General features: G+C 42.6%; 27 protein-coding genes. 21 read left to right on the top strand and 6 right to left on the bottom strand.

Features of this window, described 5'->3' with window-relative positions:
* Window positions 1-77: 77 nt before the first annotated feature.
* Both BLU58_RS06620 and BLU58_RS06615 read right to left on the bottom strand, forming a co-directional pair.
* Window positions 78-1550 carry an aminotransferase class I/II-fold pyridoxal phosphate-dependent enzyme gene (locus BLU58_RS06620; protein ID WP_093291430.1) on the bottom strand — a complete coding sequence of 491 codons (1473 nt, stop codon included), beginning with the start codon at window positions 1548-1550 and terminating at the stop codon, window positions 78-80.
* 296 nt (window positions 1551-1846) lie between these two features.
* Window positions 1847-2485, bottom strand: a complete 639-nt coding sequence (locus BLU58_RS06615) for a YktB family protein (protein WP_255404632.1) — start codon at window positions 2483-2485, stop codon at window positions 1847-1849.
* 334 nt (window positions 2486-2819) lie between these two features.
* Between BLU58_RS06615 and BLU58_RS06610 the strand changes: the two genes are divergently transcribed.
* From BLU58_RS06610 to BLU58_RS06585, 6 genes are all read left to right on the top strand, one after another.
* Entirely contained in the window at window positions 2820-3014 is a 195-nt protein-coding gene (locus BLU58_RS06610; RefSeq protein WP_255404631.1) for a hypothetical protein, read from the top strand.
* Window positions 3015-3128: 114 nt separating this feature from the next.
* Entirely contained in the window at window positions 3129-4619 is a 1491-nt protein-coding gene (locus tag BLU58_RS06605) for a leucyl aminopeptidase (RefSeq protein ID WP_176786533.1), read from the top strand.
* Between the two features lie 22 nt (window positions 4620-4641).
* Entirely contained in the window at window positions 4642-5397 is a 756-nt protein-coding gene (locus BLU58_RS06600; RefSeq protein ID WP_255404630.1) for a glycerophosphodiester phosphodiesterase, read from the top strand.
* 71 nt (window positions 5398-5468) lie between these two features.
* Entirely contained in the window at window positions 5469-6302 is an 834-nt protein-coding gene (locus tag BLU58_RS06595; RefSeq protein WP_093291427.1) for a deoxyribonuclease IV, read from the top strand.
* Window positions 6303-6313: 11 nt separating this feature from the next.
* Window positions 6314-6586 carry a YlaH-like family protein gene (locus tag BLU58_RS06590; RefSeq protein ID WP_093291426.1) on the top strand — a complete coding sequence of 91 codons (273 nt, stop codon included), beginning with the start codon at window positions 6314-6316 and terminating at the stop codon, window positions 6584-6586.
* Between the two features lie 328 nt (window positions 6587-6914).
* Complete coding sequence (locus BLU58_RS06585) at window positions 6915-7193, top strand: hypothetical protein (protein WP_093291425.1); 279 nt, start codon at window positions 6915-6917, stop codon at window positions 7191-7193.
* A 59-nt stretch (window positions 7194-7252) separates the two neighbouring features.
* Here BLU58_RS06585 and BLU58_RS06580 read toward each other — a convergent pair whose 3' ends face one another.
* Window positions 7253-7522 (bottom strand): DUF2197 domain-containing protein, encoded by a 270-nt coding sequence (locus BLU58_RS06580; RefSeq protein ID WP_093291424.1) that lies wholly within the window; start codon window positions 7520-7522, stop codon window positions 7253-7255.
* A 73-nt stretch (window positions 7523-7595) separates the two neighbouring features.
* On the bottom strand, window positions 7596-8189 hold the full coding sequence (locus BLU58_RS06575) for a YhcN/YlaJ family sporulation lipoprotein (protein WP_093291423.1): 594 nt from the start codon (window positions 8187-8189) through the stop codon (window positions 7596-7598).
* 126 nt (window positions 8190-8315) lie between these two features.
* On the opposite strand from BLU58_RS06575, the gene BLU58_RS06570 reads away from it, so the two are divergent.
* The 6 genes from BLU58_RS06570 (at window position 8316) to BLU58_RS06545 (ending at window position 12353) form a co-directional block, all read left to right on the top strand.
* The gene (locus tag BLU58_RS06570) at window positions 8316-8945 is read left to right on the top strand and encodes an MBL fold metallo-hydrolase (protein ID WP_093291463.1); all 630 of its coding nucleotides are present in this window, start codon (window positions 8316-8318) and stop codon (window positions 8943-8945) included.
* A gap of 22 nt (window positions 8946-8967) precedes the next feature.
* Window positions 8968-9540, top strand: a complete 573-nt coding sequence (locus BLU58_RS06565) for a TlpA family protein disulfide reductase (RefSeq protein ID WP_176786532.1) — start codon at window positions 8968-8970, stop codon at window positions 9538-9540.
* 25 nt (window positions 9541-9565) lie between these two features.
* Window positions 9566-10285: a cytochrome c biogenesis CcdA family protein gene (locus BLU58_RS06560; RefSeq protein WP_093291421.1), complete on the top strand. Its 720-nt coding sequence runs from the start codon at window positions 9566-9568 to the stop codon at window positions 10283-10285.
* A gap of 16 nt (window positions 10286-10301) precedes the next feature.
* On the top strand, window positions 10302-10829 hold the full coding sequence (gene resA, locus BLU58_RS06555; protein ID WP_093291420.1) for a thiol-disulfide oxidoreductase ResA: 528 nt from the start codon (window positions 10302-10304) through the stop codon (window positions 10827-10829).
* A gap of 12 nt (window positions 10830-10841) precedes the next feature.
* A complete protein-coding gene (locus BLU58_RS06550; RefSeq protein WP_093291419.1) occupies window positions 10842-11156 on the top strand; it encodes a rhodanese-like domain-containing protein in 315 nt (104 codons plus the stop codon).
* Window positions 11157-11237: 81 nt separating this feature from the next.
* Window positions 11238-12353, top strand: coding sequence for a class I SAM-dependent methyltransferase (locus BLU58_RS06545; RefSeq protein WP_093291418.1), 1116 nt, complete (start codon window positions 11238-11240; stop codon window positions 12351-12353).
* A 48-nt stretch (window positions 12354-12401) separates the two neighbouring features.
* On the opposite strand, the gene BLU58_RS06540 is transcribed toward BLU58_RS06545, so the two are convergent.
* Complete coding sequence (locus BLU58_RS06540) at window positions 12402-12635, bottom strand: DUF2626 family protein (RefSeq protein ID WP_243649399.1); 234 nt, start codon at window positions 12633-12635, stop codon at window positions 12402-12404.
* 134 nt (window positions 12636-12769) lie between these two features.
* On the opposite strand from BLU58_RS06540, the gene BLU58_RS06535 reads away from it, so the two are divergent.
* Window positions 12770-13540: an enoyl-CoA hydratase/isomerase family protein gene (locus tag BLU58_RS06535; RefSeq protein WP_093291416.1), complete on the top strand. Its 771-nt coding sequence runs from the start codon at window positions 12770-12772 to the stop codon at window positions 13538-13540.
* A gap of 154 nt (window positions 13541-13694) precedes the next feature.
* Window positions 13695-14360, top strand: coding sequence for an RsfA family transcriptional regulator (locus tag BLU58_RS06530; RefSeq protein ID WP_093291415.1), 666 nt, complete (start codon window positions 13695-13697; stop codon window positions 14358-14360).
* A gap of 36 nt (window positions 14361-14396) precedes the next feature.
* Here the strand turns inward: BLU58_RS06530 and BLU58_RS06525 are convergent, their stop codons facing one another.
* Window positions 14397-14870, bottom strand: a complete 474-nt coding sequence (locus BLU58_RS06525; protein WP_093291414.1) for an N-acetyltransferase — start codon at window positions 14868-14870, stop codon at window positions 14397-14399.
* A gap of 141 nt (window positions 14871-15011) precedes the next feature.
* Here BLU58_RS06525 and BLU58_RS06520 point away from each other — a divergent pair, with 141 nt between their 5' ends.
* The 7 genes from BLU58_RS06520 to bshC all read left to right on the top strand — a co-directional run bounded on the left by BLU58_RS06520 (window position 15012) and on the right by bshC (window position 22597).
* Window positions 15012-16358, top strand: a complete 1347-nt coding sequence (locus BLU58_RS06520) for an acetyl-CoA carboxylase biotin carboxylase subunit (RefSeq protein ID WP_369813690.1) — start codon at window positions 15012-15014, stop codon at window positions 16356-16358.
* 4 nt (window positions 16359-16362) lie between these two features.
* Complete coding sequence (locus BLU58_RS06515; protein WP_093291413.1) at window positions 16363-16581, top strand: acetyl-CoA carboxylase biotin carboxyl carrier protein subunit; 219 nt, start codon at window positions 16363-16365, stop codon at window positions 16579-16581.
* A gap of 1 nt (window position 16582) precedes the next feature.
* The gene (locus tag BLU58_RS06510) at window positions 16583-17467 is read left to right on the top strand and encodes a hydroxymethylglutaryl-CoA lyase (RefSeq protein WP_093291412.1); all 885 of its coding nucleotides are present in this window, start codon (window positions 16583-16585) and stop codon (window positions 17465-17467) included.
* 15 nt (window positions 17468-17482) lie between these two features.
* Window positions 17483-18259 (top strand): enoyl-CoA hydratase-related protein, encoded by a 777-nt coding sequence (locus BLU58_RS06505; RefSeq protein ID WP_093291411.1) that lies wholly within the window; start codon window positions 17483-17485, stop codon window positions 18257-18259.
* A gap of 14 nt (window positions 18260-18273) precedes the next feature.
* Entirely contained in the window at window positions 18274-19812 is a 1539-nt protein-coding gene (locus BLU58_RS06500) for an acyl-CoA carboxylase subunit beta (RefSeq protein ID WP_093291410.1), read from the top strand.
* 80 nt (window positions 19813-19892) lie between these two features.
* Window positions 19893-20843, top strand: a complete 951-nt coding sequence (locus BLU58_RS06495; protein ID WP_176786531.1) for a ketopantoate reductase family protein — start codon at window positions 19893-19895, stop codon at window positions 20841-20843.
* Between the two features lie 113 nt (window positions 20844-20956).
* Window positions 20957-22597, top strand: a complete 1641-nt coding sequence (gene bshC / locus BLU58_RS06490; protein WP_176786530.1) for a bacillithiol biosynthesis cysteine-adding enzyme BshC — start codon at window positions 20957-20959, stop codon at window positions 22595-22597.
* Window positions 22598-22708: the final 111 nt, after the last annotated feature.

Here is a 22708-nt window from a genome sequence, read left to right as displayed (position 1 = left end):
AAAATATATAAATAGGGTCATAGAAAAGAGGTTGCCGGTATAGGTAACCTCTTCTTTCATATCGACTTTTATTAACGCTAATCTTCTTCTAGCTTTTTGATGACTCTTACTAGTTCGATAGTAGGATCTTCTGTTCCTTGAACTGGGAGGCCTGCCTCGATATGTTCGTGAATATATGCGATGTTTTGTTCGGTAATTCGTTCTCCGGGCATTAAGATTGGGATGCCGGGTGGGTATACCATGATAAACTCTGCCATGATCTGACCGGCCGATTCAACGAAAGGAATGGTGATGGTTTCACAGTAAAAGGCATTTCGTGGCGAGAGGACGAGATCTGGAATTTCAGGGAGATGGATTTCTTTCTTCGTACTCATATTCTCTGAGTAGAAATGATGGGATAAGTCCTCAAGTGCTTGGGTTAAGATTTGAATGGTTTCGTCACTATCACCAGGGGTAACGAGACATAGTAGATTATAAAGATCGCTTAGTTCCACTTCGATATTATAGTTTTCTCGTAGCCAAACTTCTGCATCATGACCATTGATAGTGACATTTTCTAAATGAATGACTAATTTAGTCTCATCCATATCGAATAAGGCATCGTTTCCATGAATTAAGCACTCACGAGTCAAACAGGAGAGTCCCGGAATTTCGTTAATTCGCTTACGTGCTGTGTCAGCAAGTCGAAGGGTGTTTTCTACGATGGCGCGTCCATTTGTAGCAAGGTAACGGCGCGCTGTGTCAAGTGATGCTAGCAAAATATATGAAGTGGAAGTGGTTGTTAGCATACTGATAATCGATTGAACACGTTCAGGCGAAATCATATGGCTCTTTAGGTTTAAGATGGAGCTTTGTGTTAAGGAACCACCTAATTTATGGACAGACGTAGCGGCTAGATCAGCTCCTGCTTCCATAGCGGAAATCGGGAGGCGTTCATGGAAATTGGTTAAAACGCCATGTGCTTCATCCACCAATACTGGAATTCCATGGGCATGTACGCGCTCGACTAATTCTTTTAAATGGCTTGCAAATCCAAAATAAGTTGGATTGATAACCAATACCGCTTTAGCATCCGGGTGCTTTTCGATCGTTTTTTCCACCTGTTCAATAGTAATACCGTGGGCGATCCCGATTTTTTTGTCCATCTCTGGATAAACAAAAATAGGATGTGCTCCAGCAAAAATAATGGCGGAGAGTACAGACTTATGTACATTTCTCGGGACGATTATCTTATCACCAGGGTGACAAGCTGACATAACCATCGTCATAATGGCACCGCTGGTTCCTTGTACAGAAAAAAATGTATAATCCGCGCCAAATGCCTCTGCGGCTAAAGCCTGGGCTTCTTTAATTACTCCTTTAGGATGATGTAAATCATCAAGAGGGGCGATATTAATTAGATCGATTGACAGGGCATTATCCCCAATAAACTCCCGAAACTCCGGGTCCATGCCCTGTCCTTTTTTATGGCCAGGAATATGAAACTGAATCGGATTCCGCTTTGCATGCGCTTTCAAATGTGTAAACAAAGGGGTTTGTTGCTGATTCACCGTATACGCCACCTACTTTCTATTGTAATTTGCGTGACGATTTAGTATAACAAAAATGGTTTCGTAATAGAAGGGAAGTATTTTGATATCAACAATAATGAGGCTTATCTACTTTGCTATGTAGGTGGCAAAGATAGATAAACCTCTTGTCGTAATAAATTCACACGACACAAACACACCAGCAAATGACAATGGAATAGGGGCAATGTGTCTGGCCACTGCGATGTTTAGCGAGTTGTGGTCAGATATATTGCCCCGAGCCATCTCCATAACAATAGGCCTAAGTTAATCTATCCCTAAGCCTGACAGGCAAATCGATACAACGGAACCAGCTTCTCAAAAGTCTCCTCTAATTTCCCTAAAATCTGTTCCCCCGATAACGTACCTACTTCCTCAGCTGGAATCACTAACCCACATAAAAACTCTGCCTTTTTCACCTTCGATAAACGATCTAAGATCTCTACAATTCGAGTTTCCGAAATCTCTTGCACCGGGATCACATCCTGCTTCGTATGATCCTCACTAACATAGAAATTCTTCGGGATTTGTTTCCAGAGTGGTAGATGGTTCTGTAACTTACGGGCAAAAGGTTGCTTTTTATCACATTCATAAATTAACGCGAACCATGCAAACAGATGTGTCTCGCACAAACCTAGTTGAAAATGGGGGTGTGCTTTGTACCCGCGTTTGTTAGTAGCCCATGCCACCCACGTTTCATCAGGCGGATTTACCGTTCTACGAGCGTGTTTCGCTATGTGGACAAATACCTCATCACCTAACCTAGCTGTGAGATTCTGTGCCATGATTTGACCAAACGCCTCAAACTTAGGGCGAATCGTTTTTTGTAATGCTTCCATGCGATTTTCTAATCCGGGGATCTGAAATACAGAGAAATCAGATTCGGTGAATACAGGTATTTGCATTTTGGTTGTCATGAAATCACCTTAATCTACTTGATTTTCTCTTTATTGTAACCTGATTTGAAGACCGTACCAATGATTTTACCGGATTATGTTTAGATACATGAAAGTTGTATTACTTGTAATTGTGAAAAAAATAGTGAGATTTAATGAATTTCCTATTGCATATGCCTTGTCTTTTTCACATGAAATATGCAAACTATGCCACTCATGGATAGAATCAATCGAAATTGAATTGAGTTGTGGAAATGTTTATTCTCAGAGCTATGCGGGCATCCTGAAACCAAGCTCAACTTTTCCAACATCTGTGAAATGAATAAATAAATCACCTACAAAAGGGGTGCAGGTAATGATGGAAGAGGTATTAAAAGCGTTTAAGTGCCAGGGGCCAGAGGAGCGCATACCTGTTTTACGCCTAGAACTTGACTATGAATTGGCTCTTCTCCATGAAGCCATGATGGAAAACTGCTCGCAGAAGATGCAAGAGAGTAAAAAACGCCTAGTAGAATTACGTCGAGAGATGATTATGTTAGAGGCCTTATAGACAAGGTATCTTATTGAATATTTCAATAAAAGGGTTCGGGTAATTGATGTCGAAAAATAACGTGTAGCCTGTATAGGTGCACGTTATTTTTTTATGGAGAGAGTGGGGATGTGTATGGAATGGAATCGTACTTCGAAAGCCCTAAGTCAAGTAGCAGTAGATGCTATTATCTTATTCGTCACCGACACTCTTCATTTATCGAAGGAAGGGAAGTTGATTGATTTACGATTAAATCACTACCTTTCTCAACTGATGGATTCTGAGGAGTTTACAGGTTGCTTTGAAGAATGTATGTTGTTACATACACGAGGCGAAATTGCAGCACAGAAGATCGTTTTGGTGGGGATGGGCAACGAGAAGAAGTGGAGTCCTCAGAGGTTTCGGCAATGCATCGCAATTGGTGCGCGAAAAGCACAGCAGAGTGGGGTAAAGGAACTTGCTGTTAGTGTGCCAGAGTTTTTAGAGAAATATTTTGGTTCCGCAGATTTAGTGCAAGCAGTAGTAGAAGGTGTGGAGTTAGGGTGCTATGAATTGCCTAACTACAAACAAAAAGGCCGTAATACATGGATTCAAAAAGTGGTATTCTCCGAGCAAACGCTTAGCAAGACATCGATTGAAGCAGGGATGGAACGAGGGAAAGTCTTTGCAGAAGCCAGTAAGAAGGCATGTACTTGGTGTCATGAGCCTGCTAATTATTTGACGCCAACGGTATTGGCTAGCTATGCAGACGAGATAGCCAAGCGTTGTGGCTTAGAGATTGATATAGTAGATAAAGATCGTTTGGAAGAATTGAATGCACATGCCTTTCTTGCTGTGGCCAAAGGAAGTGCAGAGCCGCCTAAACTCATTATGTTACGTTATCAAGGTGCACCCGATGACGAGGAGGTACTCGGGCTTGTCGGCAAAGGGGTTACGTTTGATTGCGGTGGTCTCCAAATAAAGCCACATGAGGGTATGGAGCAGATGAAGTCGGATATGAGTGGAGCGGCTGCGGTATTGGCAGCGATGGATGCGATTGGCACGCTAAAGCCTCATTGCAATGTAGTCGCAGTTATTGTATCGTGTGAAAATATGACGGGCTCGCACGCTTATCGCCCAGGCGATGTGATTAAGGCGATGAGTGGAAAGACGATCGAAGTGACTCATACTGATGCAGAGGGCAGGTTAATCCTAGCAGATGGCCTCGCTTATGTAAGGAAACTTGGCGCGACTAAGTTAGTCGATATTGCAACGTTGACAGGAGCGGCAGTGGTTTGTTTAGGTCGTGAGAAAGCACTGATGCTGGGAAACGATGATACGTTGTTACAAGATGTGTCCGTAGCTGCGGGACTTGCAGGTGAACCGGTTTGGAAATTCCCATTAGAGGAAGAATATGACCATTACTTGCATAGTGATATTGCAGATGTCAAAAATGAGGGAGGGCGCGCTGCTGGAGCGATTCAAGGGGGGGTGTTCTTACAGCATTTTGTAGAGGATACGCCTTGGGTTCATCTCGATATAGCCGGTTCTGCCTTCTCCCCGAAAGATTCTGGAATTTATCGAAAGGGAGCTACAGGGGCAGGGACAAGGACACTGATCCATCTAGCACTGCAAATGGGATTATAGGGAATCGATGGGAGGAGACGTTGTGAAGAAGACAGAGATTTATGCTCATCGGGGGTTTTCAAAGATTGCTCCCGAAAATACAATGGCCGCTTTCCAAGAAGCGATTCAGGTTGGTGCTGATGGGATTGAGTTGGACGTTCATCTGACAAGTGATGGTGAGATCGTGGTCATACACGATGAGACGATCGATCGTACGACAGATGGTACAGGCTGGGTTAAAGATCTGACACTAGGAGAGATTCGCATGTATAGTGCTGGATCTTGGTTCTCTCCTCATTTTGTTCAAGAGCGTGTGCCAACGCTAGCAGAGGTACTAGAATTATTAGAACCTACATCGTTATGGCTCAATATTGAGCTGAAAAACAATATTATTCGATATCCGAACTTGGAAGAGAAGGTATTGAGAGAGATAGATCGTTTCGGTTTCCAAAAACGAGTCATTCTCTCTTCCTTTAATCATCTTAGCTTACATTATTTGCACTCGATACGCCCTAATCTCCCTTTGGGAGTTCTGTATGAATGCAACCTAATAGACCCTTGGGATTATGCAATTCAATTAGGTGCTTCTGCTATCCACCCGTTTTTCCCCACTGTAGACGAGGAAATTGTAAGACGCAGCCACGAAGCGGGAATTGCAGTTCGCCCTTATACGGTGGATGATCCTGTTTATCAGAAGATCCTACTTGAATGGGGAGTCGATGCTCTGATTACCAATGATCCCTTGGTGGCTCAAGGTGTAAGGGAGCAGGTTCAATCCACCTTGCGGGAAAAGGAATGAAAATGGTATGATGTTCAAAGGTTAAGGCGCCTCATTTTTGGCGCTTTTTTTTGTAACGAGGAGGACAAGTCATGAAAATTGGTTGCCATATAAGTGTTGCAAAGGGATTTGAAAAAGCGGCTCAAAAAGCACATGTACTAGGTGCACAATCTTTTCAGGTTTTTACGAAGAACCCACGCGGATTACGCCCGAAGAAATTAGATGAAGCAGATGCAAGAAAGGGCCGCGAATACTGTGCGGAGCAAGGAATCGCCGTAATCGCTCACACCCCTTATATAACAAATTTGTCTACTCCGAAGGAAGACCTACATGAAGTTACAGTTCGTTCGATTCGAGAGGATCTAGCTATTGCAGAGGCGTATGGGGCACTTGGAGCTGTTGTTCACTGCGGGAAACATGTTGGTGAGGGAGTGGAGTATGGAACAGAGAGAATGGTTGAAACCTTAAACGAAATCCTTCGCGAGTATGAAGGTCCTGTTAAACTATTGCTAGAAAATACAGCTGGTCAAGGTAGTGAACTAGGTCTTGAGATTCGTGATTTAGTAGCGATTCGCAATGCGACAGATGCGCCCGAAAAAATTGGCTTTTGCTTTGATACATGTCATGCATTTGCGGCAGGTACTTGGGAAAAAGAAACCGTAGATGCGCTCATCGAAGAGATGAAAGCGACAGGTTATCTTGACGCGCTTGTCGCAATCCATTTTAATGACAGTAAAGCGCCTTACAACAGCAGAAAAGATCGTCACGAAAAAATTGGAAAAGGCGAAATCGGGGCAGAGGCATTGAGTGCTTTCCTACGTACAGGTGCGTTTGACCATCTACCAATTGTGCTAGAAACCCCCGCCGACGATGAAAACGAATATGCTGACGAGATGGTTTACGTTCGAAATGAATTACTGAGTTAGGAGGAATACCTATGTTTGAATGGATTAAGACCTTACATTTCCCCGCACTCTATGTGATTATCTTCGTCTTGACTGCGATTATTTATCAGTCTACTTTTGCGACGAGATTATCACTACGCAAAAATCTATTGGTGTATCTGTTTCTCGCTATCGGTTGTTTTGTGATTACTGTGATGCAAGTATTAGGGTTCCCGATGATACAAGCGTTGTTGATTACGGTTGTGTTAATTGTGGTGACGAAGGTTCGCTTGACGATTAGTAAGAGGAATGAGTCGAAGAGTTAGATTGGGGAAAACAACGAGTTAGAAAAGAGTTAGGAAAAACAAGCTATTGAGTGATCGAGGCTTCAATAATCCCGTTTAGTAGGGAGTGTAAATGGATAGCTTGTCTTCTCCTGATCAATATAAAGCTATAGAACCGAAAATGTATAAAGGGCAATGTACCTGACTACAGCGAGGTTAGTAAGCGGACTTGCTTTTCACATCCTTGTGGGCTTACTATTTGGGCTGTGGTCAGATATATGCCCCGATACATCCGGCCTACCAAAAAGCCCTTAACAAAATTTCCACTCTTTAGAAAAGTAAATGGAAGCAAAATAAGGAGGAACCTACTATGCGCCTAGAAGATGCCTTAGACAACTGGCTCCAAATCAGCATCGTAGCCAAAAACCGTTCCAGTGACCGATCTGCTAAAGATACGGTCCAATTTTTCACAGACATGCTAAAAGAAGACCACGGAGTAGAAAGCCTCTCATTTGAAAAAACGAAGGACTGCTATCAAGTTACATACGAGCAAGAGGGCACCACACATACAAAGTCATACCGTCTGGATCAAGCAGAGCTACTTATCCAACAAATCCAAGCAGAGCCACGATATAATACAAACGAATAAATGTGCAACAAAAAAGCCTTCTCTCATGGATACTTTCCAACAGAGAAGGCTTCTTTGTGCTACATACTATCTGCCCGTTTGGCTGATAAATTGCTGTCGAGAACATTACTAGCACTCTTCCATCTCGAACGATTCCGCTTACCTGAAAAAACACGGGTATTGGCTCGTTCAGGAGGAGGTAATAATTTTTCTCGTTCCTCCACCTGTTCGGAAATGCGACTGTGACAGTCAAAGCAAATTTGAATCATGTGAGGGTGCTTTCGCAATTTATGTTTTTGACGCCGATCTGGCTCGAATCGTTGTTCGCATAAAATACAAATGATTTTCATAGTAGGTACTTCCTTACATATCAAGATACTTCTAGTATACAGCAAATGAACCGTCAAACAAATAGAGAGTCTCTTAGCGCCCTCTATCGCTTGCAGGAGATTGATTGGCATCATTACGATCTTGTTTTGTTTCATCACGTTCATGCTTTTTTACTTCATTTGAAGGTTGGGGGGCGATTCGGGCGACGATGGCTCCTAATTCACTCATAATACCGGCTATGGGACGACCTTGACTGATTTCTTCATTCATCTTCTTAATACGATGTAATAAATCCACATCAGCTGTTACTAGCGCTGATTTTCCTTGCGGATCATCTCGAAGAGCTTGTGCCACTGCATATTTGACTGTACCAACCCGGGCACTGTCTAAGTTTGGATTTACATCAATGGCGACAACCGCATATTTTCCCAGTACAATGGCACTTGCTTCTTTTACTTGAGGTACTTGTTTGGCTAATTGAACGAGGTGATCAGAATCGTTTTTCGCTCTATTTTGTTTAGCCGGTAGGGATGTGTCCGGTGCTGTTTGCTTATAGCTTATATTTTGAGCCTTCGGACTGGCATCGTTGGAAGGTGGCTTGTTATTCTGATTACATCCCGTTGCAATCGTTATAAATAAAGCTGTAATGGTGAAACTGCTAATGAGCTTACATGTTCCTCTTTTCATAAACGATCATCCTTTCGAACAAACTTTGTTCATTAGATTGCCCAAATTAAAAAGAAGTATGTCTTGTCCTCTTTGCCAAATAGAATGGTTTTAGTACAATGTCAGGGGAGGGAGTTGGATCCGATTATGAAAGTAGAAATGTTTGAGCTTGGTCCTGTTATGACAAACGCATATCTTGTATACGATTTGCAGACAAAAAAAGGAATTGTTTTTGATCCAGGAATGAATCCAGATCGTCTGCTACAGAGGATTGAGAAGTTACAGTTGGAAATTGAGGCCATTTTGCTCACTCATGCACATTTTGATCACATGGGTGGTGTGGAGGAAGTTCGCACTCATACGGGTGCCCCTGTATACATACATCAAGAAGAAGAGGACTGGCTAGGAGATCCGATGAAGAATGGATCCGGGAGATGGCCTATGATGCCAAAGCTAACGGCTCGTCCAGCTGAACATATATTAGTTGGCGGCGAAACCCTGCAGCTCGCTGGGTTTCAATTTGACGTGTTATATACACCAGGCCATTCGCCAGGAAGTATTAGTTTTTACGATGGAGTCCATGTGTTTAGTGGTGATGCACTATTTCGTGATTCGATTGGTCGAACTGATCTCTATGGCGGGAGTCATCGAACGTTGATGGATTCAATCAAAAAGAAGTTAATGGAACTGCCTGGGAATACGGTTGTGTATAGTGGTCATGGACCGAAGACGACCATCAACAGAGAAAGAAAAAGTAACCCTTTTCTCATGGAATAATGGTAGAAAAAAGGTGGTAAAGATGGAAAAACGGAATCGCTTTATTGTGGTATTGATTGCGTTAGCGATTATCGGGACGCTGATTTATAACTTTGCCGTGTCCAAGGAGCAAGGCTCACCTACTACATCCAAAAAAGCATTATGTGAAGGCCCAGTTGGGATTAAACCCGGAAACTGTGCTCCTAATTTCATCACGCAGTCACTGAAAGGTGAGAAGAAAGAGTTGTATGAAACTAACGGGAAGCCTACTTATATCAACTTCTGGGCTTCTTGGTGTGGTCCATGTAAAAGTGAGGCACCCGATATTCAAAAAATGTATCAAGCGCATAGAGATGATGTTAATTTCGTCCTGTTAAACTTAACTTCGGGAGATGACATCGAAGATATACAGGGCTTTGTGATGAATTACAAGCTTACGATGCCCATTTATTTAGATCAACCGAAGCAAAATGAGAAGGGAATTGCTGCACAATATCAGATTAGCGGGGTTCCGACGCAAGTGTTGGTTGATGCGAAAGGAAAGATTCTTTACTATCAACCGGGTCCAATTGACGAACAAAAATTCGCACGTTTGAAGAAGCAGTATCTTAATTAGAGATTTATGAGATGGGGAGAGAGAAGTGGACGTAGCCGTAAATGTAACAGCTTGGTTGGCTTTTGCAGCGGGTTTTTTATCATTTATCTCACCGTGTTGTTTACCCCTTTATCCATCCTATCTGTCGTATATAACAGGGATTTCGGTGACACAGATTCGTGGAGAAGAGCGCAGTAAAGAGATGATTCGCTTGACGATGACTCACACATTCTTCTTTTTGTTGGGGTTTTCATTGATTTTTTATGCGCTAGGTTTTACGGTGAGCTGGATTGGCGAAGTATTCGTATCCTATAAAGAGACGATTCGGATGCTAAGTGCGATCTTAATGGTGGTTATGGGGCTTTTTATGGCGGGGATCTTTCAACCCAAATTTTTGATGAAAGAGAAGAAACTTACCATTTCCACGAAACGAGTTAGCTATCTAAGTTCGTTTTTGATTGGATTTGGGTATTCGGCTGGTTGGACTCCTTGCCTAGGTCCTATTTTAGGGGGGGTTTTAGGTCTGGCTTCGAGTGAGCCAGAGAGAGCGCTATTTTACACGACTCTATATACGGTTGGCTTTGCGATTCCATTTTTCATCATGGCCTTCTTCGTAGGGAAAACTCGCTGGATTCTCAAGTATTCAGAGCGAATCATGAAAATCGGCGGTTATGTGATGATTGTATTCGGTTTGTTGCTTTACTTTGATAAATTGACTTGGATTACTCAATATCTTATTAAGTGGACGGGCTTCCAAGGATTCTAACTAACAGGTGAGTGGGATGAACAAACAGACAAGATACTGGGTACGACGCCTTATTTTTGTAGTCTTAATAGTGATGGTAGGTTATACAATTTATCAGATGAGTAGTGGTGGGAAGCAGCCGGATAGAGGAGATGTGGCTCCAAACTTTACTTTAACGACACTGGATGGTAAAAAAAAGTCGCTGAGTGATCTAAAGGGAAAAGGCGTTATGTTAAACTTTTGGGGTACGTGGTGTGAGCCTTGTAAAGCAGAGATGCCAGCGATGAAGCAAGTGTATAAGAAATACCGAGACAAGGGATTTGAAATTGTAGCCGTAAATGTAGGGGAAAGCGACGTAGCCGTTCACTCCTTTATGAAGTCGTATGATCTCGATTTCCCAGTCTGGTTAGATCCGGATAAAGATGTTACTCGTCTGTACCGTGTTGGACCGATTCCAAGTACTTTTTTTATTGATGAAAAAGGAATCGTAGTGAGACAAAACATGGGAGAATTGAATTTGGCACAATTAGAAGTGTATGTAAATGAAATTTTACCTAAAAAGTAGCAGGAGGATTTTATGGGCTATCAACATATAGAAGCAAGTGAGGTAAGTAATCGTTATCAAGAAGAGAAAGATCATTATGTATGGGTGGATGTTCGGACGATAGAAGAATATGAAGAAGGGCACATCCCTGATTCGCTTCATATTCCTTTAGATGAATTGGAGCAACGTCAAGCGGAGTTAGCGGATTTTAAGGGTCGAAATATCCTTCTGATTTGTCGGAGTGGTGTACGTAGTGTGTATGCTGCAGAAGTATTAGCAGATCACGGGTATACCCATTTATACAATCTAAAGGGCGGTATGTTAGAGTGGATGGGCCCTGTTGAGTAATGGTCATTAATGAAATAAGATTAGACAGAGAGTGGGCAATTAAGTTCACTCTTTTCTGTGTGTTTGAGGAGGCTAAAAAGAGTGAGTACAGTGGAGTGTTTAAAAAAAGAGATCGTAACTTTGATCCGTGAACATCCGAATCAGCACATTTCGTATCAACAATTTATGAATACATCTCTTTATCATCCTAAGTGGGGTTATTATTCTCATAATCGTATAAAATTAGGAAAAAAAGGTGATTTTTATACCAATGCGCACGTTGGCGATGTTTATGGAACTGTGTTGGCAAAGGCATTTGTAAGTGAAGTGGAGAAATGGAAATCGAGTCAAGTGTCAAAAGGTTCTGTCTGGCAGTTAGTCGAGATGGGATCAGGAGACGGTCGTCTCATGGAACAGATGATCCGAGCTTTGGCTGGATTTGGGGTCTCCTCAGATGAGATGGAGATCTATTTAGTTGAGACAAGTAGCATGCATAGGAAGATTCAACAGGAACGCTTGCAATCGATGAGTCCGTATTCAATCCAGTGGTGTGAAAAAGTAGAAGAGATTCAACCGGGAGACTATACGATTCTAACGAGTAATGAGTTAGTAGACGCATTTCCTATTCATCTTCTAGAATGGGATGGAACGAGGTGGCTAGAAGTTTACATCAGGGAGGGTGATGGGAGATGGCTAGAGGAACTAGGGGATTGTTCATCGGAAGAGTTGTCACAAGCTATTCAGGAGCTTCCGACTCCCTCTAAGGTAGGGCAACGAGTTGAAATGAATCTTTATGCTAAGAAGTGGCTACAAACGCTTTCTACATGGATGAATACGGGAGTCATTTTTACGATTGATTACGGAGTTTCGATGGATGAACTTTATGTCGATTTTCGTTACCAAGGGACGATTCGTGGGTTTTGTGAGCACCAGATTGTGTCCCATCTTCCAGACCGAGTGGGGGAGGTGGACCTGACGGCGCATGTAAATTTTGATTTACTCAAACAATGGGGAGAAACGTACGAGTTAGAGACGATTTCACATCAGTTACAGTCTGAATTTTTACTCGAACAGGGGATTTTAGAGTTAATGCCGTCTCCAAGTCCCGATCCATTTTCTTCAACTGAAAAAGCAAGACGAGCGATTCAGCAGTTAGTGCACCCGCAGTGGATGGGAGAAGCATTTCAAGTGCTTGTACAAACGAAATGTACACTTTAAACAAAAAAAGCCAACTATGGAATTTCCTAGTTGGCCACTTAGTACTTGTTAAGCAGGCATTTTCATCATAAAGTTTGCATACCAAACCATGCCGACGAAAGAGATAAACATATAACCGCCAAACAAGTACATGTAGGTTTTTTCGGTAAGTTTCATAGCACCGAAGATATAAAATAGCAGTGCTTGCACGAAGAATAGGATTGCGGGAATTTGAAAATGATGGCCACCTGCTAAGAACATGATAGCGATGATAAATGCCCAGAATCCTAATACTTTAAACATGCGATCCACAAGCCCCACTCCTTCCTATGTATGGGTTTGCTGTTTCGTGATAATCTTGATTTAGCTAGTATAACCAAATACATTATACTAAGTGCATTCATGAGTCGCAAGCAAAAGAGAAAGGATGCTTAGAAATGGAAACCGTAAAATATCATAAACAGGGTGATGTTGCCATCGTTCAATTTCATCGACCAACGGTTCGAAATGCTGTGAATCAGCAAATGATGAGTGAGCTAGAGCAGTTATTATTAGAGTGGGAGCAAGATTCACAGATAAAAATCATTATCTTTCGAGGAGATACAAACGCTTTTGTTTCAGGTGGGGATTTAGAAGAGTTCCATCAGCTACACACTTGCGCGGAGATAGAGCCGATTATGAAGCGCATGGGAGGAATTTTAGAACGTATTTACCAGTTACCTGTTCTCACGATTGCGAGGATCGAAGGGCCTGCTGTCGGGGGTGGGTGTGAAATCGCAATGAGTTGTGATTGGGTTGTTGCAAATGATCATGCGACACTCGGTATGATTCAAGTGCGCCTTGGAATTACGACGGGTTGGGGTGGGGCAGTGCGATTGATGAAAAAGGTAGGGATTTCAACTGCTATGAAAATTTTATTAAGCGGAAAAAGGTATTCTGCCAGAGAAGGAATGGAGTTGGGGATGATAGATTTTTTATTAGGAGAAGAAGATCAATCATTTGATGATCCATTTCATGATTGGTTACAACCCTATACGAAGCTTTCTCGGGATCTAATCAGTCACTACAAGAAGCTAGCAAAACGAGTAGAAAAAGGGGCATCTAGTACTGAATTATTTGAATTAGAGGCTAAGAAGTGTGGATTGTTTTGGGAGACAGAAGAGCATCGCCTAGCAGTGGACTCCTTTTTGATTCGTCGCGGTAGATGAACATTTTCCTCCTATCAGACTAGGCTACATGTATACAAGCACTCTCTTTCGGCAATAAAAAAAGAGTAGAGTAGATACTACAATTCTTATGTTTTGCATACAAATAGAGCGAAGACTAGTATGTCTATGGATCTAAAAAGGTAGGAGGAAGTCTATGGCTGTCAAACGTCAAGATGCTTGGACTACGGAAGATGATTTGATTCTAGCAGAGATAACCTTGCGTCATATTCGAGAGGGAGGAACCCAGCTATCTGCATTTGAAGAAGTGGCAGAGAGATTAGGGCGTACTCCCGCAGCGTGTGGCTTTCGGTGGAATAGTGCAGTACGCAAACAGTATGATGCTGCGATTCAAATTGCGAAAAGCCAACGGCAAAAGAGGAGTCAAGAGCGTGTCAGAATTTCAAGCACTTCATCTCTATCCCATAGCAGTGTAAATATGAGTCAGCAGTCTATGCCGAGAATAGAGTTTGAAGAGTATCAAGAGGGATCTGATCCTGTGTACTCTTTGGACCATATTATTCGCTATTTGCGTCAACATAAAAATGAGATGACAGAGCTAAAACGTCAGCAAAAGCAGTTGGAAAAAGAGTTGATGGAACGAGAGGAATATCTTGCTCGCCTGCAACATGAAAATCAAGAGATGAAGAACCAGTTGAATCATGTAGAAAGAGATTATCGCATGGTAAATGATGATTATCGGATGCTGGTTCAAATTATGGATCGTGCTCGTAAGTTATCCATTTTATCGGAGGAAGAGGAAGAGGCTAAGTCTCGCTTTCGTATGGAGGCAAATGGGAACTTAGAGAGAGTGGACAAATAATAGAGGAAGCCCTACTGAAAAGTGGGCTTCCTATTTTCATTCTTGTAGAGTAGTTCCTTCTGGTAGCCAGACGTAAGGGCTTTCCCCGCGATCTCGAACGGGATTATACTTACAAGGAATAAAACCGATTTTATCCCAGAATGGATCGGAGCGATGTCTGGCATTGGTCTTGATAGGATGGCTTAGACTCAGAGCGAATTGTACGAGTGCTTTTCCGAGTCCTTGGCCACGATATTCAGATAGTACTTCCAGTTTCCATAGTTCATAAAAGGTTTGAGGGGGAGAGAAGTAGCGGTCATACTTTGCACCCACTTCGTATAAACTCATACGGGCAACTAATTGACCTTGCAGGTAGATACCGTAGAAAGGAGAGGAGTAGTTGTCGTTCTCCACCAGATTATCTTGTAAGTCTTCTAGCATAGAAAGTTCTGGGAGACCAAACTCGCGAAATTTCTGGAATTCTTCTAAGGTTTTGTAATTAATTTGTAGACGCTCTACTTTGTACGCCACAAGGAGTTCCCCCTTATCATAAATCGTCTTTTACTCCTTTTATTATACACGAATTTGATTTGCTAGCAGGAATTGAATGTCTATACAGAGAATTTTAAATTGGAATCTTATTAACTTAAATAAATTTATTATGAGGAAGAGGTGATAGCTTTGATTCAAAAATTACTGATTGCGAATCGTGGTGAGATTGCCTCTCGAATTATTCGAACTTGTAGAGAGCAAGGGATTCAAACAGTAGCTGTTTATTCGCAAGCAGACCTAGAGATGCCTTTTGTTAAAATGGCGGATGAGTCATATTTAATAGGGGAGCCGCCTGTGGCTAAAAGCTATCTACAAATGGATACGATGATAGATGTTGCCAAGAAGGCTTGTGCAGATGCTATCCATCCTGGTTACGGGCTCCTTTCTGAGAATGCTACCTTTGCACAAAAGGTGCTAGATGCTGGCTTAATCTGGGTTGGACCGAAGCCAAGTGTAATCGCCCAGATGGGAGACAAGGTAATGGCTCGGCAGATGATGATCGAGGCGAAAGTTCCAGTTGTGCCTGGATCGGAAGAAATCGTAACATGGGAAGAAGCCGTGCATATTGCGAACCAAATTGGCTATCCGGTACTTTTGAAAGCAAGTGCAGGAGGCGGCGGGGTAGGAATGGTGCTTTGTCATTCCGATCACGACTTAGAGAAACATTTCGCAACTACACAGAAACGAGCAGAGATGTACTTTGGAAGCTCCGCTGTCTTCTTGGAGAAATTTTTAGAGCGCTCCCGTCATATTGAAGTACAAGTATTAGCCGATCAGCATGGAAATGCACTTCATCTATTTGAAAGAGAGTGTTCGGTTCAACGTCGTAATCAAAAAATGATCGAAGAAAGTTTATCACCCTCTATTAGTCAGGAAGCGCGCGAAAGGCTGTATCAGGCGGCCCTCCAAGCGGTTCATGCAGTTGGTTACTACGGAGCCGGAACGGTTGAATTTCTCGTCGACCAGCAAGAGAATTGCTATTTTATTGAGATGAACACTCGTTTACAAGTGGAACATCCGGTTACAGAGGCGATTACGGGTCTTGATCTCGTATCATGGCAGTTAGCAATCGCAAAAGAGAAAGCGCTTCCATGGAAGCAAACAGACTTACAACCACAAGGTCATGCAATCGAATATCGTTTATATGCAGAAGATCCAGTCACTTTTTTTCCATCACCCGGAAAAATCGAAGTGTTTTCATTCCCAGAAGGGGACGGAATCCGCTTTGATGCTGGGGTAGAAGCAGGAAATACGATTACTCCCTTTTATGATCCGATGATTGCGAAATGCATTATTTCGGGCTCCAGTAGAGAGGAAGTACTCGCAAAAAGCAGAGAGACTTTCGCTCAAATGAAGATAGAGGGCATCAAATGTAACTTACCACTACTAGTAGAATTGCTGGATCATCCCGACTTTGTCTCTGGCAAATATGATACAACGATTCTAGCTAATCGGAAGGGAAAGTGAAGAGATGAATAAGGTAGAAGCAAGTATGGCCGGAACGGTATGGAAAGTGTTAGTGAGTGAGGGTGACGTGGTCGATAGTGGTCAAGATGTCATCATTTTAGAGTCGATGAAGATGGAGATTCCTCTTTCTGCAGAAATGGATGGAAAGGTATCAAAAATCATGGTAAATGAAGGGGATTTTGTTGCTGAAGGCGATGTCTTACTTGAGTTAGTAGGGATGTAAGATGAATGTGCGAATCGTGGAAGTGGGACCTCGTGATGGATTACAAAATGAGAAACGATTCCTATCTACTCAAGCAAAAAAAACACTTATCCAGAGGTTAGTTGCCTCCGGATTAAAGGAGATCGAAGCTACCTCGTTTGTCCATCCCAAATGGATCCCACAATTGGCTGATGCCGATGAATTAGTAGAGAGATTGCCCACGTACTCCGATGTGAATTATCGTGTACTTGTCCCGAATGCCAAGGGATTAGAACGGGTTAATCACTCTATTTTAAAAGAGATTGCTATTTTTTGTTCAGCGAGCGAAACGCATAATCAAAAAAACGTGAATCGAATGAGGGAAGAGAGTTTGGCTGATTTTGCGAAATTCGTTCCAGTGGCGTTGGAACAAGGATTACGAGTACGAGCATATCTTTCCACGGTATTTGGTTGCCCTTATGAAGGAGAAATCTCGCTTGATCAGGTCCATGAAATGAGTGAGCGCTTGTTCGATTTAGGTGTTTACGAAATATCGATGGGAGATACGATCGGAGTTGCTACTCCAGTAAGTGTAAAGAGGATTCTAGGATCCCTTTTGAGCCAGTTCCCAGCAGAGAAAGTAGCGGTTCATTTTCATGATACGAAAGGGATGGGAGTGGCCAATGCCTATCAAGCCTTCGACATGGGCATTCAAACATTTGATAGCTCGATCGGAGGGCTTGGAGGCTGTCCGTACGCACCAGGCGCTTCTGGAAATTTAGCAACAGAAGATTTGGTCTATTTACTCCAAGGGTCTGGGGTTGACACCGGAGTGGATCTCGATGAGCTATGCCGCACTAGTCAATGGTTGGAAGGACAATTAGAAAAAAAATTACCTTCGAAAGTATTACGTGCCCATTTTGCATAATAGGGGGTTCATTCCATGTCAGAGGTAGTAGTTGAGGTGGAACAAGGGATTGCTACTCTTACACTAAATCGAGCGGATGCCGGGAATGCGCTTAACTTTCCGACATTATGTAAGCTTCGTGAAGTGGTCAGAGAAATATCTTGTCGTAGGGATATTCGAGTGGTTGTGTTAACAGGAGCAGGAGAGAAATTTTTTTGTGCGGGAGCCGATTTAAAAGAGCGTAAAACGATGTCTGAGCGGCAGGTCCGGGAATTCTTAATGACGATTCGGGACACGTTTACGGAAATATCAGAGTTACCCCAACCTGTCATCGGTGTGATGAATGGGTACGCTTTTGGTGGTGGCTTGGAGTTAGCATTATCATGCGATATGCGGATTGTCGAAAGTCATGTTCAGCTAGGATTAACCGAAACTTCTTTAGGCATTATTCCGGGAGCAGGAGGAACGCAGCGTTTAGCACGCCTAATCGGGAGTAGTAAAGCAAAAGAATTGATTTTTACAGCGAGACGTTTGACATCTGCCGAAGCACTTGATTGTGGAATCGCTAACTATGTGGAGCAAAGCCAGACAGGAATGGAAAAAGCACTAGAACTGGCTAGCCAGATGTGTGTGAATGCGCCACTTGCCCTTGCTCAAGCTAAGTTTGCAATTGATCGTGGCCTTGAAACAGATGTGCGAACGGGGATATGGGTGGAAGCAAAGGCGTATGAAACGCTATTACCAACTGAGGATCGTCTAGAAGGTTTACGGGCGTTTGCTGAGAAACGAAAACCGAACTATCAAGGGAAATAGGAGGAGGTTTTAAGATGAATGATCAGTGGGCAAAAGAATTACAGGAACGGGTTCAAAAGATTCGAGCTGGTGGGGCAACCAAGTATCATGAAAAAAATGCGGAGCAAAGCAAATTGTTTGTTCGAGATCGCTTAGAGTTATTATTAGATCCGGGAACGATTCGTGTGGAAGATGGATTATTTGCGAATTGTTTGGAAGAGGGGCTTCCTGCGGACGGTGTAGTAACGTTGACAGGGAAGATGAATGGCCAGACGGTATGTGTCATGGCAAATGATTCTACGGTAAAAGCAGGATCTTGGGGCTCCCGTACAGTGGAGAAAATCATTCGCATTCAAGAGACCGCCCAAAAGTTAAAGGTTCCGATGCTCTACTTAGTTGATTCAGCCGGTGCACGAATTACCGATCAGTTGGAGATGTTTCCCAATCGCCGAGGTGCAGGGAGGATCTTTTATAACCAAGTGAAAATGTCTGGAATGGTGCCGCAAGTGTGTATTTTGTTTGGTCCTTCTGCAGCAGGTGGTGCATACATTCCTGCATTTTGCGATATTGTAATCATGGTAGATAAGAATGCCAGTATGTATCTTGCTTCCCCACGAATGGCAGAGATGGTGATTGGTCAAAAAGTAACGTTGGAGGAGATGGGTGGAGCTAGAATGCATTGTTCGGTAAGTGGTTGTGGAGATGTGTTAGCGAAAAATGAAGAAGAAGCGATTGAGCTGGCTCGTCGCTATCTAAGCTACTTCCCAGCTAATTACAAACAGAAGACATCTATAATAGAAGCCAAGTCGATCCAAGCAGGAATCAGGAGTATAGAAGAGATTGTTCCCGATAATCAAAACGTAGCCTTTGATATGAAAGAACTGATTCGTGCCATTATTGATGAGAATTCTTTTTTTGAAATGAAGGAATTATTTGCAAAGGAGATTATAACGGGATTTGCACGGTTAGATGGACGGGCTGTTGGGATTATTGCGAATCAGTCTAAAATGAAGACCGGTAGCTTATTTGTCGACTCGGCTGATAAGTCGGCCCGTTTTATCACGTTATGTGATGCTTTTAATATCCCGTTGATTTTCTTATCCGATATCCCGGGGTTCATGATTGGCACACAGGTAGAGCGATCGGGGATTATCAGACACGGGGCTAAGATGATTGCAGCGATGTCAGAAGCAACCGTACCGAAAATCTCAATCATTGTCCGTAAAGCATATGGTGCAGGGCTTTACGCGATGGCAGGTCCTGCTTTTGAGCCCGATTGTTGCTTAGCTCTCCCAACAGCGAAAATCGCCGTCATGGGCCCCGAAGCCGCTGTAAATGCGGTATATAGTAATAAAATCGCTCAGCTAGAAGAGTCAGAGCGTAATGAATTTATTCAGCAAAAACGAGAAGAATATCAAGAAGATATCAATTTATACCGTTTAGCAAGTGAGCTCATTATCGATGGTATCATTGCCCCTGAGCGATTGCGGGATGAGCTAAAAGAGCGTTTAGAGTTGTACGAAAGCAAAGAAATGATATTTAGTGAACGCAAACATCCCGTGTACCCAGTATAATAAGTGATATGAAAACAAAAAGGAGTCTTCCATCATGGCTCCTTTTCGTTATGTACACGGAGAGGGGAGAAACAAAAACCATGCGAATTGCTATAGTGGGAGCCGGTTCAATCGGATTATTATGGGCCTCTCGATTATCTCGATTGCCCTATGAGGTCACAGTCCTAACACATACTGCCGCACAACATAAGAAGATTGTACAAGCAGGTATCTCCTGCGAGGAGCTAGATGGTCAAGTAGTACATACTAACGTTACAAGTTGTCCAATTGAAGAAACGAGTGAACTCTCCCCATTTGATATCATTTTCATTACGGTAAAACAATATCAGTTACAAAACGTCATGGAACCGATTCAACGTTGCTCGCACCCGTTTACCCAAATCCTTTTTTGGCAAAATGGTTTAGGGCAAGAGAAAGCCATCGATGAACTACACTATCGTCCGGATACCTATGTAGCTCTTACTACAGAAGGTGCTTATCGAAAAAGCGATACCTATGTTGTCCATACCGGCCAAGGAGAAACGTGGATTGGAACCTTTCCTCATCAAGGGGAGTGGAAACCACTTCTGCAAGATTTCGTGAAGGCCATACAACCAATCGTCATTTCTCCCATTCGAAAAGAGAGTATGATATTGCGGCGTATGTGGGAAAAGCTAGCTGTAAATGCGGCCATCAACCCACTGACGACGATACTAGAAGTGCCAAATGGGGAACTGCTAAGTGTAGATTTAGAGAACATAATGGAAAAGCTAACGGGGGAAACATGTCAGGTGGCCAATCGTATTGGGGTGGAGCTAGATCACTCTCGAGCGATCAAAAAAATAAGAGAAGTATGCAACTTAACATCACAAAATCTCTCATCTATGCTTCAAGATATTCAGGGTGGAAAACGGACAGAGATTGATTCAATCAACGGCGCGATCATCCAGTATGCAAAGGAACATAACGTCCCTGTCTACTGGCATGAGATGCTTTACACGTTGGTAAAGGCAAAAGAGGCACATAATAAGCGCAATACCAATACATTGTAGTGTTTTCCTCGGGTTTTTCTATCGAACATCTTTGTATGCACATCATATTTTATGGTATTATTTATTTAGTAACTTACCTTTTTAAATTGAAATCAGAAAAGAAGGAATCACGAATGAAGATTGAGTGTATAAAGAATCCTTGGCAAAACCAACTAATGAACGATTATCTCGAACTAGAGCATCCAGTTCATTCTTTTTTCTCACATCATCCATTGAAAAGTTCTTCTTATCCGGTGCGTGCACAGGAGGTCTTTGCTAGCCTTTCTCAGCGAGTGGATCGCGAGAAATTGGTAGAGGTTTTATACAATTATCATCAACCTGAATTACTCCACCCTGAAATAGAATCCAACTTAGAGCGTTTGCGACAAGAAGATTCATTGGTTGTGATCGGTGGCCAACAAGCGGGTTTATTAACAGGGCCTCTTTATACGATACATAAAGTGTTTACCATTATTGAACTAGCTCGAAAGCAAGAGCAGGAACTAGGTAAGCCGGTTATTCCAGTCTTTTGGATTGCAGGAGAAGATCATGATTTAGATGAAGTAAATCATATATGGATACAAAGGAAAGAAGGCATATTAAAAAAGCGATACCGAGTTGAGGTAGAAAAAAACAATAGGGAAGCAGTCTCTCATCTTACAATCGATCCGGAAGATCTGCAAAATTGGCTGCAGGAAATAAGTGAGCACTACGTGGATACGCCATATAAAACGGAGTGGTTAGAAGCTTGTTTAGCACTTGCCCATGACAAGCCGTCTTGGGGGCGTTTTTTTGCGCGTCTCCTTCATTCCTTATTTGCTAAGTATGGTCTGGTATTGATTGATTCTGCCGATCCTCGTGTCAGGCAGATAGAACGAGATTTCTTTCTTCGTTTGATTCATCAGAGTAAGCAAATCCAAGCATCCATCCAAAAGAGTGTTCAACAATTCCAAGAAGCTGGTTATGCGGACCCAATCCATACTCAACCAAATCAAGCGAATTTATTTTTGATCACGGATAACGAGCGCGTTCTTTTAGATCGGGAAGGTGATCAGTGGGTCACTAGAGGAGGAAAACAAACCTTTACGACCCCCGAAATCTGCCATATTGCACAGCATACGCCAGAGCGATTTAGTAATAATGTCGCGACACGTCCGTTGATGCAGGAATACTTGTTTCCTGTTTTAGCTTTTGTAGCGGGTCCGGGTGAAGTAGCTTACTGGGGAGTCTTGAAAGAAGCCTTCACTCACACAGGTTTGTCTATGCCGATTGTGTATCCGCGCTTCCAGATGACCTTGGTAGAACGTCATGTCGATACTCGAAAACGGGAATTTGGACATTCATGGGAGACATATCTTACGGAGGGGACTTTGATTCGAGAAGAGTGGTTAAAAGCCCAATTTACTTTGCAAATCGACCCTTTATTTGATGCGATGAAGAAACAAGTGGTCGATCTATATCAACCAATGATTAAACAGATCCATTCTCAGCTAGGAAGACAGACGGAAGAGATGGGACAAAAAAACATTGAGAAAGTGACCGAGCAAATCCAATTTTATCAACGATTTGTCGAGCGTACGATGAGTGATATCCATCAGACCACCTTACGCCAATGGGATGAATTGTTACAAGGGATTTCTCCGAATGAGCAACCTCAAGAAAGAGTTTATAATCTGATCTACTATTGGAACGCTTATGGACTTGATTGGATTGATCGCGTTTTGCAGTTGCTGCGTGACAAACAACCAACTCATCATTTTATGGTTCATTTCTAAAGATCTATTTCTTTCTTGCAAGTGGTTCCGATATAATAAAATAGTATCAAGTATATAATTCATGTTATTCCGAGTGGTTAAGTATGTTATAATGCATACATGTCCTTTCTA

The organism is Thermoactinomyces sp. DSM 45892 (genome assembly GCF_900107305.1).
Taxonomy (GTDB): Bacteria; Bacillota; Bacilli; order Thermoactinomycetales; family Thermoactinomycetaceae; genus Baia.
Note: the sequence above shows the minus strand (reverse complement) of the source record. Positions and strands in the feature narration are given on the sequence as shown.